The sequence below is a fragment of the Calidithermus timidus DSM 17022 genome (assembly GCF_000373205.1).
Lineage (GTDB): Bacteria > Deinococcota > Deinococci > Deinococcales > Thermaceae > Calidithermus > Calidithermus timidus.
In genome coordinates this window covers 366,046-379,027 of sequence record NZ_KB890696.1, presented here as the reverse complement: position 1 = coordinate 379,027, position 12,982 = coordinate 366,046, and the positions used below count along the sequence as shown (strand labels likewise).

Annotated in this window: 11 protein-coding genes; 4 read left to right on the top strand and 7 right to left on the bottom strand. The window is 66.2% G+C overall.

Going from position 1 to position 12,982, the window contains the following annotated elements:
- Positions 1 to 19 precede the first annotated feature (19 nt).
- From B047_RS0108400 to aceB, 5 genes are all read right to left on the bottom strand, one after another.
- Positions 20 to 307: a GYD domain-containing protein gene (locus B047_RS0108400; protein ID WP_018466517.1), complete on the bottom strand. Its 288-nt coding sequence runs from the start codon at positions 305 to 307 to the stop codon at positions 20 to 22.
- A gap of 86 nt (positions 308 to 393) precedes the next feature.
- Positions 394 to 1,656, bottom strand: coding sequence for a (Fe-S)-binding protein (locus B047_RS0108395; RefSeq protein WP_018466516.1), 1,263 nt, complete (start codon positions 1,654 to 1,656; stop codon positions 394 to 396).
- A 5-nt stretch (positions 1,657 to 1,661) separates the two neighbouring features.
- Complete coding sequence (locus B047_RS0108390; protein WP_018466515.1) at positions 1,662 to 2,816, bottom strand: FAD-binding protein; 1,155 nt, start codon at positions 2,814 to 2,816, stop codon at positions 1,662 to 1,664.
- Positions 2,813 to 4,234 (bottom strand): FAD-linked oxidase C-terminal domain-containing protein, encoded by a 1,422-nt coding sequence (locus B047_RS16545; protein ID WP_052606070.1) that lies wholly within the window; start codon positions 4,232 to 4,234, stop codon positions 2,813 to 2,815. Before B047_RS16545 ends, B047_RS0108390 begins: the two co-directional genes overlap by 4 nt.
- Positions 4,235 to 4,456: 222 nt before the next feature.
- Entirely contained in the window at positions 4,457 to 6,046 is a 1,590-nt protein-coding gene (gene aceB / locus B047_RS0108380; RefSeq protein ID WP_018466514.1) for a malate synthase A, read from the bottom strand.
- A gap of 158 nt (positions 6,047 to 6,204) precedes the next feature.
- Here aceB and B047_RS0108375 point away from each other — a divergent pair, with 158 nt between their 5' ends.
- Positions 6,205 to 7,014 carry an IclR family transcriptional regulator gene (locus tag B047_RS0108375; RefSeq protein WP_018466513.1) on the top strand — a complete coding sequence of 270 codons (810 nt, stop codon included), beginning with the start codon at positions 6,205 to 6,207 and terminating at the stop codon, positions 7,012 to 7,014.
- 14 nt (positions 7,015 to 7,028) lie between these two features.
- Here B047_RS0108375 and B047_RS0108370 read toward each other — a convergent pair whose 3' ends face one another.
- Both B047_RS0108370 and speD read right to left on the bottom strand, forming a co-directional pair.
- A complete protein-coding gene (locus tag B047_RS0108370) occupies positions 7,029 to 9,575 on the bottom strand; it encodes a TolB family protein (RefSeq protein WP_026234732.1) in 2,547 nt (848 codons plus the stop codon).
- 45 nt (positions 9,576 to 9,620) lie between these two features.
- Positions 9,621 to 10,061, bottom strand: a complete 441-nt coding sequence (gene speD / locus B047_RS0108365; protein ID WP_026234731.1) for an adenosylmethionine decarboxylase — start codon at positions 10,059 to 10,061, stop codon at positions 9,621 to 9,623.
- A 350-nt stretch (positions 10,062 to 10,411) separates the two neighbouring features.
- On the opposite strand from speD, the gene sdhC reads away from it, so the two are divergent.
- Genes sdhC through sdhA form a run of 3 tightly spaced genes read left to right on the top strand, consistent with a single transcriptional unit; the run spans position 10,412 to position 12,951 of the window.
- The gene (sdhC, locus tag B047_RS0108360) at positions 10,412 to 10,777 is read left to right on the top strand and encodes a succinate dehydrogenase, cytochrome b556 subunit (RefSeq protein ID WP_018466511.1); all 366 of its coding nucleotides are present in this window, start codon (positions 10,412 to 10,414) and stop codon (positions 10,775 to 10,777) included.
- Between the two features lie 3 nt (positions 10,778 to 10,780).
- Positions 10,781 to 11,218 (top strand): succinate dehydrogenase hydrophobic membrane anchor subunit, encoded by a 438-nt coding sequence (locus tag B047_RS0108355; protein WP_018466510.1) that lies wholly within the window; start codon positions 10,781 to 10,783, stop codon positions 11,216 to 11,218.
- A 2-nt stretch (positions 11,219 to 11,220) separates the two neighbouring features.
- The gene (sdhA, locus tag B047_RS0108350; RefSeq protein WP_018466509.1) at positions 11,221 to 12,951 is read left to right on the top strand and encodes a succinate dehydrogenase flavoprotein subunit; all 1,731 of its coding nucleotides are present in this window, start codon (positions 11,221 to 11,223) and stop codon (positions 12,949 to 12,951) included.
- Positions 12,952 to 12,982 lie beyond the last annotated feature (31 nt).

Sequence of the window (12,982 nt, the reverse complement as noted above, 5' to 3'; positions counted from 1 at the left end):
AAGAGGACGAGCCATCCCCTCAAAGCAGTGCCAGAAATTCGTCCCAGGGCGTAGCTGGCAGGGTCTCGGTGGTGGAGTGGCCGTAGGCGTGGATGATCATGGCCGCTTTGGAAACCTGCTTGGGGTCGTCGGACTCCACCAGGTCCACCACGTCGAAGCGGCCCATGGTGGCGTAACTGGCCTTCCAGCGCACGCCGGGGCATTCCGACTTGATACGGGCCGAGACTTCCTCAGCCAGCTTCTTGAAGTCCTTGGGGTCGTGGAAGGCCTCGGGAGAGAAGCGGCTGAGAATCACGTAGGTCGCCATGGCTACCTCCTTGGGGGAATAGCGTCCTCGAGGCGCGTGCTCGTAATCGGGGTGTGCACCTGAGTTTATCAGACCCAAAGCGCGACTTACAACTTGCCCTGGTAAGCCAGATCGAGGATTTCCAGGGTGTGGTACATCGGAATTTCCACCCCCAGCTTGCGCAGGTGGCTCTGGATCTGGGTGAAACAGCCGATGTTGCCCGTAGCGACAGCCTGGGCTCCGGTGGCGAGGATGTTGCGGGCTTTGCGCTCACCCAAGGTGGCGGCGATGGCTGGCTGCTCGAGGTTGTAGGTTCCGGCGCTGCCGCAGCACAGCTCGCCCTCGGGGATCTCGACGAGCTCGAGGCCGCCGATCGAGCGTAGCAACTTGCGCGGCTCGGAGCGCACCCCTTGGGCGTGAGCCAGGTGGCAGGCGTCGTGATAGGCCACCTTGAGGGGCTGCTTGAGGGCGGGGGGCTCGAGCAGGCCCAGGTTGGTCAGGAATACCGACACGTCCTGCACGCGCTTGCTGAAGGCTTCGGCGGCCTGGTGCTCGGCTTGGCCCGCGAAGAGCAGGCCGTACTCCTTGAGCCCCGAACCGCACCCGGCGGCGTTGGAGAGGATGGCGTCGACGTCGTCGGGAAAGGCCTTCAGGTTCTGCCGAGCCAGGGCCAGGGCTCTGCTGCGCTCGCCGGTATGCATGGCGGCGGCTCCGCAGCAAGCCTGCCCCTGGGGGATCACCACCTCTACGCCGTTCTCGGCCAGCACCCGCAGGGTGGCCCAGTTGAAGCCCGGCTTGAGCACCTGCTGGGCGCACCCGGCCAGCAGCGCCACGCGCGCGCGGCGGGGGCCTTTGGCCGGGAAGAACTCGGGCAGGGGAGGAGCGGGCTCGAGGCGCTCGGGGAGTAGCTCGAGCGGCGCTTGCAGGGCCTTGGGGAGCACCGCTTTGAAGACCTTTCCGATCTTGCCGAGCTGAGCGGCGATGCGGAAGCGCTTGGGGTAGGGCAGCAGCTCCATGATGCCCAGGCGGAAGGCCCGTGCGAAGGGCGAGCGGTGGCGGCGCGGCTCGGCCCAGCCCCGGAAGGTGCTGATGAGCTCGCCGTAAGGCACTCCGGAGGGGCAGGCTGTGACGCAGCCCAGGCAACCCAGGCACTTGTCGATGTAGGGGGCGGCCTCCTCGAGCTGCAAATTGCCCTCGAGCACCTCCTTCATCAGGAAGATGCGACCGCGCGGGCTGTCCATCTCCTCGCCCAGCACGGCGTAGGTAGGGCAGGCCGGCAGGCAGAAGCCGCAGTGGACGCAAGCCTCGACGGCGTGGGCCATCACCTCGCCCTGGGGGCCGATTTTCTGGGTGTCGATCTTGTGCTGCATAGCTTTCAGGGGTTGAGAGAGAAGCGGTTGTGGGGGTCGAGGGCCGCGGTGACTCGGCGCGCGAAGGCGTGCTCCCAGTCTACCCCGATCAGGGGTGACTTCAGCGCTTCGCTCCGCATGCGCTCGGCGTCACCCCGCAGCACCAGGCCGCGGAGCCCCTGGCGCTTGAGCAGGCCGTCCAGTTTTTCGATGGAGTCGGGCCAGTTGAGGTACAGCAGGTTTCCCGCGCCGATGTAGCGGCGCATTCCCGCAGGGAGTTCGCGCTCGAGCCCGGCGATTTTGCTCGGCTGAATGGGCACCTTGACCAAGTAGCCCTGCCCCCACTCGAAGCGACCCACCGAGCGCCAGTAGCTTCTTTCCACCTCGCCTTCGAGCAAGAGGGGGCGGGTGTCGGGTGGGTGGCCCAGAAAGGCCCACAGTCGTTCCAGCCGCGCGGGCAGCGCCTCCGGTAGCCCGCCGATGCGCAGCGTCAGGGTGGTCGGGTTTGGGGCTTTGCCGATCGCCGAAGCGATGTCCTTGGGGTGGGTCTCGAGGTCGAGGGCGTAGAACTCCAGCGGCGAGGAAGCGAGCTTGTACAGGGCCTCGAGGGCCTGTTCGAGGCTCTCGAAGGTCACTTGGAGCGTGGCAGCGGCCCTAGGAGCGGGGAAAACCTTGAGGGCTAATTCCACCAGCACCCCCAGCCGTCCCAGGCTGCCCACCATCAGCTTGGGCAGGTCGAAGCCCGCCGCGTTTTTGACCACCTTACCGCCCCCACGCACGGCGTTGCCCTCTCCGTCCACGAAGCGCACGCCCAGGATGAAGTCGCGCAGCCCGCCGTAGCGCTGGCGCATGGGCCCCGAGAGCCCGGCGGCTACGGTCCCGCCCAGGGTGGCCCCTAGCTCGACGAAGGGCGGGTCGAAGGGTAGGTACTGGCCGTGCTGGGCTAAAAGCGCCTCGAGCTCGGCCAGAGGGGTTCCGGCCAGGGCTACCAGCACGTACTCGGCGGGGTCGTACTCGAGCACCCCGCTCAGGCCCCTCATCTCCAGTACGACCTGGCCCTCCCTCGGCGTGGAAAGGGCGGCCTTGGTGCCCCCGCCCCTCGGCAGCAGCTTGGGATGGGCTCGGACGGCCTCCTGGACCTCGGCGACTTCCCCAGGGCGGATGAGGAGGCCCTCACTCACGCCAGATCACCCCGGCCTTCTCCAGCGGGTGAGGCCGGGGCCTCGCCGCCAGGAAACATCTTGCCCCGGTTAGCGAGTTCGTCGGGGTCCAGGGCGCGGCGCAAGCGCTGCATGAGGGCGAGGTCGTCCTCACTGAACATGGCGGGCATGTAGGCTCTTTTCTCCATGCCCACCCCGTGCTCGCCGGTGATGGAGCCGCCTAGCTCCACGCACAGCTTTAGGATTTCCCCGGCCAGCGCCTCGGCCTGCTCGAGCTGCCCCCTCACCTTGCCGTCGTAGAGGATGAGGGGGTGCAGGTTGCCATCGCCGGCGTGGAAGACGTTGGCGACGCGCAGGCCGTACTGCTGGGAGAGGCGCTCGATCTCGAGCAGGGCCGGCCCCAGCTTCGAGCGCGGCACCACCCCGTCTTGCACCAGGTAGTCTGGGCTCAGGCGGCCCACCGCCGAGAAGGCAGCCTTGCGGCCTTTCCAGATCTTCGCTCGCTCGTCGGCGTCCCGCGCCACCCGCACCTCGTAAGCTCCAGAGGCGGCGATGACGGCCTCCAGGTGCCTCGCCTCGGCCTCGACCTCGGGGGCCTCGCCCTCGAGCTCCACGATCAAGAGCGCCCGCGCGTCCGTCGGGTAGCCCGCCTTCACCGCGGCCTCGGCGGCCTCGATGGCCAGGTGGTCCATGATCTCCATCGCCCCCGGCAAAAGCCCGCTGGCGACCACCGCCGCCACCGCGTTGCCGGCCCGCTCGAGGCTGTCGTAAGCGGCCAGGACGGTGTGGTACTTCTCGGGCTTGGGCAGCAGGCGCAGGGTGATCTCCACCGCGATGCCCATCAGCCCTTCCGAGCCTACGAACAGCCCTAGCCAGTCGGGGCCGACGGCCTCGAGGCTTCGCGAACCCAGCTCCACCACCTCGCCATCGGGCAGCACCACCTTCGCGCCCAGCACGTGGTTAGAGGTCATGCCGTACTTCAGGCAGTGCGCTCCGCCGGAGTTGAAGGCCAGGTTGCCGCCGATGGTGCTCACGGGCTGGCTCGAGGGGTCGGGGGCGTAGTAGAGCCCGTAGGGCGCGGCGGCGTTGGAGACGTGAAGGTTGATGAAGCCGGGCTGCACCACCGCGATGCGCTCTTGGGGGTCGAGCTCGAGCAGCCGGTTCATGCGGTTGAGCCCGATCACCACACCGCCCTCGACGGGCAGTGACCCACCCGAGAGGCTGGTGCCCGAACCCCGGGCCACGAAGGGGACTTGGTGCCGTGCGCACCAGGCCACCGTCTGCACCACCTCGTCCGTGGTCTCGGGCAGCACCACCGCCAGGGGCCGGGCGCGAAAGGCGGTGAGGGCGTCGGACTCGTAGGGTGTGAGCTGGCCGGGCTGCACCAGCAACCGCTCGGCTGGGTAGATGCGTCCCAACTCGCTCAAAGCGGGATTCATGGAGTCCTCCTAAGCAAGACGTGCGCGCTCTTGTGCTTTAGCTTATCGCTTATGGCCCATAGCCACCAATCGCCCGGTGGGCTCGAGCGAATCATGGCCTCAGAGGGCTACGGGGCTAAGCCGTTGATCAAGTCGCTCGTAGCCCGGAGGCACCGCAGCGTAGACCTCAAAACGCCTTACGCCGTGGCATGCTTGGGGGTTGCCCTCCATCTTCGGGGGCCTTCAGGGCAGGCGCTCGTAGGCGGGCAGGGTCAGGAACTCGCGGAACTCCGGCTGCAACACCAGCTCATCGAGCAGTTGGGCGGCGGCCTCGAGGTTCTTGAGCCCACCAAGCTTGGCCATCTCCTCTTGCTTGAGCTTTTCGTAAAGCTCGCGGGTGAAGGGACGGCCGTCCTCGAGCCTGGCCCCCTCGCGCAACCACTGCCACAGCTGGGCGCGGGAGATCTCGGCGGTGGCGGCGTCTTCCATCAGGTTGAAGATCGCCACCGCGCCGCTGCCGCCGAGCCAGGCGGCCATGTACTGCAATTCCACGCTGATGTTGTTGCGCGCCCCCGCCTCGGTGACGGTGCCCCCGGGTACGTGAAAGTCGATGAGCTGCTCGGGCCGGATTTTGCCCTCGACGTCCTCGCGCAGGCGGTCTTTCTGGTTGGGCTTGGCCCCCAGCACCTTGTCGAAGACGCTCATGGCTACGGGCACTAAGTCGGGGTGGGCGACCCAGGTGCCGTCGAAGCCGTCGCCGGATTCGCGCTCCTTGTCCTTGGTCACGGCGGCGATGGCCCGCTCATTGACCTCGGGGTCCTTGCGGCTGGGGATGAAGGCGGCCATGCCCCCGATGGCGTGGGCGCCGCGCTTGTGGCAGCTGCGCACCAGCAACTCGGTGTAGGCGCGCATGAAGGGCACGGTCATGGTGATCTGGGCGCGGTCGGGGAAGATGACCCCGCCGTCCGCGGCGGGGACGGTGGCGAACTTCTTGATGCAACTGAAGATGTAGTCCCAGCGCCCGGCGTTGAGCCCGGCGGCGTGGTCGCGCAGCTCGTAGAGGATTTCCTCCATCTCGAAGGCGGCCAGGATGGTCTCGATGAGCACGGTGGCGCGGATGGTGCCGCGCGGGATGCCCAGGTAGTCCTGCGCGAAGTTGAACACCTCGTTCCAGAGGCGGGCCTCGAGGTGGTTCTCCAGCTTGGGCAGGTAGAAGTAGGGGCCTGAGCCGCGCTTGAGCAATTCGTGGGCGTTGTGGAAGAAGTAAAGCCCGAAGTCGAAGAGCGAGCCCGAAACCGGCTCGCCGTCCACCAGGACGTGGCGCTCGCTGAGGTGCCAGCCCCTGGGCCGCACCAGCAGGGTGGCGGTCTTCTCGGCCAGGCGGTACTCCTTGCCCTCCGGCGAGGTGAAGCTGATGGTGCGGCGCACCGCGTCCATGAGGTTCTGCTGCCCCTGGACGACGTTTTCCCAGGTAGGGGAGAGGGCGTCCTCGCAGTCGGCCATGAAGACCTTGGCCCCGGAGTTGAGCGCGTTGATCATCATCTTGCGCTCGACGGGCCCGGTGATCTCCACCCGGCGGTCGTCGAGGTCGGGGGGAGCTGGGGCTACCTTCCAGTCGCCCTCGCGGATGAAGCGGGTGTGCTCGAGGAAGCCCGGTTTCTCGCCCGCCGCAATCCGCCGCGCCACCTCGGCCCGGCGCTGCAACAGTCCCTTGCGCACCGCGCCGAACTCACGCTGCAGCCCAGCCACGAAGGCCAGGGCCTCGGGCGTGAGGACGCTATGCGAAGCCGGGAGCTTGGGGCCGGTGATCTCGATACCTTTGGGTAGGGTCATGGCTTTTCCTCCGGGGTGTGTTTTAGAAATCGGCCATCGTCTACCGAGCATCGACGGCTTCCATGCCCATGAGCCTAGCTTCCCGGTCATTATTTGTCAACGAGTGGATGGGTTTTGCGTATATTGAAAAATACCTGCACCCCGAGTAAGCTTGGCCTATGGCAAACAAGCGTCGCCCGGGACGCACCCGCAGCACCGAGGTGGGGGAGGTGCGCACGCTCGAGCGCGGTCTGATGCTGCTCGAGGCCCTCTCCGAGGCCGAGACCCTCTCGCTTTCCGAGCTCGCCCGGCGCACCGAGCTCTCGCCCAGTACCGCCTACCGCCTGCTGGAAACCCTGCGCAAGCGCGGCTTTGCCGACTGGGACGAAGACCGGGGGCTATGGAAGGTGGGCTTGCGGGCCTATCAGGTGGGGTCGGCTTTTCTCACCAGGGGCGGGCTGGTGGATGCGGCCATGCCCGAGATGGAAAAGCTGGTCGATGAGCTCAACGAGACCGTCAACCTCGCTGTGCTCGATGGCAACGAGGCGGTCTACATTGCCCAGGTCGAGGGACGGCAGCTCATCCGCATGTTCACCCGCATCGGAGCCAGGGCCCCGCTGTACTGCACGGGGGTGGGCAAGGCCCTGCTGATGGGCCACAGCGAGGCTGAGGCCCGGCGCATGCTCGGGGCGGGGCCGTTCAGGTCCTTCACCCGCAAGACCCTGACCACTCCCGAAGCTTTTTTGGGCGCGATCCGGGAGGCTCAGAAGTGGGGTTTCGCGCTCGACAACGAGGAGCGTGAGGAAGGGGTGCGCTGCATCGCCGCGCCGGTGCGGGACAACCGGGGCAAGGTGGTGGCCTCCATGTCGCTCTCGGCCCCTGCCAGCCGCGTGCCCGACGAGCGCGTTCAGAGCTTGGGGGAGCGGATCAAGCGGGCTGCCGACGCGGTTTCGGCCCGGCTGGGCTGGAAGGCTCAGGGCCTGGGGTGACGCGTCCTCCCGCCTCAGCGCAACCCCGGCTCCCGCTGGTGAAGGGGTGAAGCGGGCGAATCCCAGCCGAGCAACCTGCTCAGGTCGGAGAGCACCAGGGCGAAGCCAAAGCCGCGCTGGTCGTAATAGTTCACCTCCACCCCGACACCCAGCCCCACGAAGTAGCCGAGGATGAAGTCGCCCAACACCTGCACGCCGCCGCCGTACTCCAGGTTTGTGCCCACCCCCCTCGCTGCGGCGAAGGGTACCAAGGAGAGGCGCTCGAGGGCGTAGATGCCGTCTCCCACCCGCCATTCCAGCCGCGTGGGGTAGTGCGCCGACAGGCGGGCTTCGCTGAGGACGGGGGTGTTCCAGTCGTACCGAATGCCGCTCACCCGCAGCGCCAGGCTCTGCTCGAGCAGCTCTCCTGCCAGCGTGAAGCCGCCCTCCCAGCCGAAGAGCCTCGAGACCGCTCCTCTCAGGCTCCAGCCCTGCTCGAGGTAGCCGAAGGGGTCGAAGTCCAGCTTGCCCAGGTCGAGGCTGGCTCCCACATCCCATCCCAGGTCGCTGTGGTAAGCCCCGAAGGCTTGCACGCGGTACTCGGCCGGGCCGAGGCCGGGAAGTTCGCTGCTACTGCGATAAACCGGGCTCAACCCCACCGCCCACCCTCCAGGGGTGTAGCTTCCGGCGAGCACCAGCCCCCATTCGAAGGTGGGGGTGAAGCTGTAGACGCTCTCGACCCGCAGCCCTCCGCTTTCCGCCACACCCAAGCCGATGCGGTAGTTGTGAAGGCTGGCCACATCGCTGCCGTAGAGGGTAGCGCCCAAGCCATAAGCTCCTGGGCCGACGGGAAGCCAGTACAGGGGTAGCAGGTTGGGGGAGTAGGGCTCTACGGGGTAGGAATCGCCACTTCCCGGTGCGGGGGCTTCAGGGCTCGCGGGTTGGAGAGCGCCCACTTCCAACCCCTCCGGCAACTTCTCCAGCCGTTTGATCTCCAAGCCCTTTCCGCCGTAGCTGGCGAAGACGATCCCCTGCGGTGAAGGACTGAGGTTGAACACGCCTCCCGGCTCGGCGGTGAGCTGGTAGAGTCGCTCGCCTTGTGCTTGGTAGAGCTGCGAGCTTCCCCTGCGGTCGGAGGCGAAGAGGAGCTGCCCTTCGGGGGTCCAGGCGGGCCACCAGTCCTGGAAGAAGTCGGAGGTGACGAACTCGAGCCTCCCCTCCCGCAGCAGCGCGATGTCTAAGAAGCCGCCGGGGCGCCACACCGATAGGGCGATGCTGCCGTTGGGGCCGGGAGCGGGCTGGAAGAGCTGCCATCCCTGGGGCGGGGTGTAGACTTCGCGGTCTTGGCCCGCGCACCAGCGTCGCAAGACCGAGCGCTCGAAAGTGCGGCGCACGTAGAGGATGCAATCGCCCTCGGCCACGGCATCGCTGGCGCGAGCCCCGTGGGTCAGGCGGGTTTCCTGGCCGCCGGGCTCGAGGCGAAACAGCTCACCGTAGCTGGTGCCGCCCTGCTGGACAATCCGGGAGTAGACCAGGCTACCGCTTCTATCCCAGGAGAGCCGGTCGGGACGGCCCGGAAGGCGCACAGAGGCCGGGAAAGGGGTAGCGTCCTGCCGCCGGTCGGCCCAGCCCACCCGTACCGAAGAGCCCTGCCACCAGGCCAGCAGCCCATCCGAGCGCCAGGCCGGGCTGCTTCCCGCACTCAGGCGCTCGGCCTGGGGCAGCCCCGTTCGGCGCAGAGCCTCGGCCTCGGCCTTCGCCCGCGCCAACTCCTGCCGCTTCCACTCCTCCCAAAGCGGCTCGAGGCGCTTGCCCAGGGCGATCTGCCAGGCCTCGGAGAAGTCGAAGCCGGTGTGGTTGTACGTCCGGATGACCTCGCGCACCCCTTCCTCGCCGTATTTATCCACCAAGTAGGCCACGAATCCCCCTCCGAAGCTGTAGCGGGTATTGCCGCCGGGGTAGTGCTCCAGCGGCCCAATTCCCGCGTCGGAGAGCGTGGGCCATTCCCCCTCCCGGGCGATCTGGGCCCGCAGGGTGCGGGTGGTGCTATCCGCGACCCGTCCCCCGCTGGTGAGGGTGGACTCGAGATAGACCGCGTAGCCTTCGATGAACCAAGCCGGGGGAATGCGGGCGGTGTTGCTCCCGGGATAGCGGCCCAGGATCTGTGAGAGGGGGTCGTCAGCGTGGGTGGTGAGGTGGGCAATGTGGGTGTACTCGTGGACCAGCAGCACCTCGAGCACATCCTGCCACTGCACTCCAATCAGCCCCGGCTGGGGGAAGGTGGCCCAGATGCGGATGACGGGATAGGGAAAAACGGTGGCGAAGCCGTTGAACTGGTCGGTTTCATCGCCTACGAGGATGTAGGTACGCGGGGGTTGGTTGCCCACGACGCCTACTACCGCCCCCCGCACCGCCTCGGCGGCGGCGGCCACCCGCCGGGCGTACCCTTCCAAGCGCGGCGGGTGGATGACGCTGAAGTGGGGCGTCACCACCTGCTGCAGCGGCACTTCCCCGATGAGCTGGGCTCGAGCCGAACCCAGCGCCACCAGCGCCAGCAGCCCCCAGAGGAGTCGGTGGAGCATGAATACACTTTAGCGGCCTGGAGGCTGGGCTTGGTACCGGCTCGCTCAGCCCACTCGAGCTTCCAGGTACTCGCGCTCGCCCAGCACGATCTGGCGGGCGAGGTCGGGGTCTTTGGGGAATTCCTTGCCCCGGTTGATGAGGTAGGTTTCGTAGCGCCCGATCTCGAACTTCTCCACCACGCTCGAGAGCGCTTTGGAGAGGTCGAACTCTTTGCAGGAGAAGATGTCCACACTCACGAAGCGCTTCTCGGGGAAGGTGTGGATGGCGATGTGACTCTCGGCGATGAGCACCACGCCGGTTACCCCGGTCGACTGGCCGCCCTGCCCATCGTAGCGATACACGAAGGGGGGCAGAACCTTGGTCATCCCCATCTCGGTAGGAAGCTCGTCCAGTACACGCCGGACGAGCTCAAAGTCAGCCAGTTTTTCTGCGTTGGCGTTGTAGCCGTCGATCATCAGGTGCGGGCCAAACCCAAAGAGTTCCAACCTTGTCTCCTTAAGCGGCCTACGGGTGTCTCCCGGCAGGCTTTCTCACCCCGTTGAGCGGCGTGGGAACGCCGTTCTAACAGCCAACCATTATGCGGCTGGGGGGGTGGGGTGTCAAGAATTCGCTGGTGTGGCGCGGAGGGAGCAGGAAGTAAGCATGCACAGCCTGTACCTGACGCGGCGACCGGCCCCGAGGGCGGCAACTGCACGGATTGAGCGAGAAGAAGATCGATGGCTGCTTGCTTATGACTCCGGTGTACGTACACGCCCCACTGCGTCCTGCTCGAGTGTGCTAACGGTACTTAGGCTTCCTACGCCGACAGTGCTATGATTGGCCGCTGGAGGACGTTATGTATCGCGGCAGAGAAGGTCAGTGGGCTTTTTTTCTGCACCGGCTTTCAGGGATAGCCATCCTGCTCTATCTCCTGATCCACGTGCTCAACATCTCGGCGGCGATGTGGGGGCCACAGGTATCGGAAAGGTTGTTTGCCATCGAGCATACCCCCTTTTTCCGCGTCGGGCTGCTGGGGGTGATCGGCGCGGTGCTCTACCACGCGCTCAACGGACTGCGCATCATCCTCATGGATTTCACCGGATGGGGTGTGCGGCTCCAGCGTGAGCTGTGGTATGGGGTGTGGGTGCTGTTCGCGCTGTTTTTCGTCCCGGCGCTCATCAAGATCGTGCCGGAGATCCTGCATACGATGGGGGTGATCTAGGAAATGGCGATCCGAGCGCGCCGTTACTCACAGGCCAAGGCCCAGGCGGGGACCAACCTCGAGTTGGCCTGGTGGGTCTTCATGCGGGTGTCGGGCCTGGTGCTGGTGTTTTTGGTGCTGGGTCACCTCTACATGTCCAACATCCTCATCAACGCCGGGGATGTCGACTACAACTACATCGCCAGGCGTCTGTCCAACACCACCTGGAAGATCTACGATTGGGTCATGCTCTCGCTATCGCTCCTGCACGGCATGAATGGCCTTCGCTACGTGCTCGACGACTGGGTTCGTGATGCCAGTGCCCGCTTCTGGACCAAGATGGTGACGTATTCCCTGGCGGTGCTGGTGTTCTTCGTGGGCAGCATGTCGCTTTTGAACCACGACTTCTCCAAGGGGCTGGGGGAGAGCACCCAGCTCGAGCACGGTGAGGGTACGAGGTAACCATGGCACACCAACACGACGTGATCGTCATCGGCGCGGGAGGCTCGGGCCTTACGGCTGCGCTCTACGCGGCCAAGCAGGGCGTGGACGTGGCGGTGATCTCCAAGCTCTACCCTACCCGCAGCCACACCGGCGCGGCCCAGGGGGGCATCGGCGCGGCCTTGGGCAACGTCGAGGAAGACCACTGGGAATGGCACATGTTCGACACCATCAAGGGCGGGGACTACCTCACTGACCAGGACGCCGCCGAGATCTTCGCCAAGGAGGTCATCGAGGCGGTGCTCGAGCTCGAGCACATGGGCCTGCCCTTCGACCGCCTTCCCAGCGGCAAGATTGCCCAGCGGCGCTTCGGCGGGCACACCAAGGAGTACGGCAAGGCGGCCGTACACCGCGCGGCCCACGCCGCCGACCGCACCGGCCACATGATCTTGCAGACGCTCTATCAGCAGTGCGTCAAGCACGACCTCACCTTCTACAATGAGTTCCACGTCACCGACGTGATCGTCGAGGACGGCGTGGCCAAAGGGGTGGTGGCTTACGAGCTGGCCACGGGTGAGCTGCACACCTTCCAGGCCAAGGCCATCGTCATCGCCTCGGGCGGCTTCGGGCGGGCCTGGAAAGTCACCTCCAACGCCTACACCCTCACCGGCGACCTGCAGGCCATCCTCTACCGCAAAGGCCTGCCGCTGGAGGACATGGAGTTCTACCAGTTCCACCCCACCGGCCTCTTCCCGCTGGGCATCCTCCTCACCGAAGGGGCGCGCGGCGAGGGTGGCATCCTGCGCAATGCCCTGGGTGAGCGCTTTATGGAGCGCTACGCCCCCACCATCAAGGACCTGGCCCCGCGCGACATGGTGGCCAGGGCCATGTACCTCGAGGTGCGCGAGGGGAGGGGGGTGGGTCCACGCAAGGATCACGTGCTCCTCGACCTCACCCACCTGCCTGCCGAGACCATCCACAAGAAGCTACCCGACATCTCCGAATTTGCTTGGATCTACCAGGGCGTCGATCCTACCAAGCAGCCCGTTCCGGTGATGCCCACGGCGCACTACGCCATGGGGGGCATCCCCACCACCTTGAACGGCGAAGTCATCGTCGACGACAAGAACACCGTCATCGCCGGGCTCTATGCGGCGGGTGAGGTCGCGTGTGTGAGCCTGCACGGGGCCAACCGCCTGGGTACGAACTCCCTGGGCGACCTGGTGGTCTTTGGCCGCCGGGCGGGCACTGCGGCGGCTAAGTTTGCCAAAAGCGCCGATTTCCACGACCTCTCCCCGGACGTCACGGGGGACAGCCGCGAGCGCCTCGAGCGCATTCGCAACTCCAGCGGCAAGGAGTCGGTGGCGGCGCTGCGCGCTGAGCTTCAGCAGGCCATGCAGGACTACGCTTCGGTGTTCCGCACCGAAGAGCTGCTGACCAAGGGAGTCGCGGCGGTGGCCGAGTTGCACGAGCGCTACCAGAACATCGGCGTGCAGGACAAAGGCGAGCGCTACAACACCGAGCTGGTGGAGGCATTGGAGCTGGGGTACTTGCTCGAGGTCTCCGAGGCCACGGTGCACTCCTGCCTCAACCGTAAGGAGAGCCGCGGAGCCCACGCTCGCGAAGACTATCCCGAACGCGACGACAAAAATTGGCTCAAGCACACCCTGGTCTACAAGAAGCAGGGTAAGGTGGGCTTCATGTACAAGCCGGTGGTGCTGGGCAAATTCGAACCCAAGGCGAGGACATATTGAAGTCCTACGTCATCCCACCATGTACGACGTA

What these genes read in the sequence shown, in the direction of transcription:
- B047_RS0108400 (WP_018466517.1), bottom strand. Translation starts at nt 307, where the DNA reads ATGGCGACCTACGTGATTCTCAGCCGCTTCTCTCCCGAGGCCTTCCAC.
- B047_RS0108395 (WP_018466516.1), bottom strand. Translation starts at nt 1,656, where the DNA reads ATGCAGCACAAGATCGACACCCAGAAAATCGGCCCCCAGGGCGAGGTG.
- B047_RS16545 (WP_052606070.1), bottom strand. Translation starts at nt 4,234, where the DNA reads ATGAATCCCGCTTTGAGCGAGTTGGGACGCATCTACCCAGCCGAGCGG.
- aceB (WP_018466514.1), bottom strand. Translation starts at nt 6,046, where the DNA reads ATGACCCTACCCAAAGGTATCGAGATCACCGGCCCCAAGCTCCCGGCT.
- B047_RS0108375 (WP_018466513.1), top strand. Translation starts at nt 6,205, where the DNA reads ATGGCAAACAAGCGTCGCCCGGGACGCACCCGCAGCACCGAGGTGGGG.
- B047_RS0108370 (WP_026234732.1), bottom strand. Translation starts at nt 9,575, where the DNA reads ATGCTCCACCGACTCCTCTGGGGGCTGCTGGCGCTGGTGGCGCTGGGT.
- sdhC (WP_018466511.1), top strand. Translation starts at nt 10,412, where the DNA reads ATGTATCGCGGCAGAGAAGGTCAGTGGGCTTTTTTTCTGCACCGGCTT.
- B047_RS0108355 (WP_018466510.1), top strand. Translation starts at nt 10,781, where the DNA reads ATGGCGATCCGAGCGCGCCGTTACTCACAGGCCAAGGCCCAGGCGGGG.
- sdhA (WP_018466509.1), top strand. Translation starts at nt 11,221, where the DNA reads ATGGCACACCAACACGACGTGATCGTCATCGGCGCGGGAGGCTCGGGC.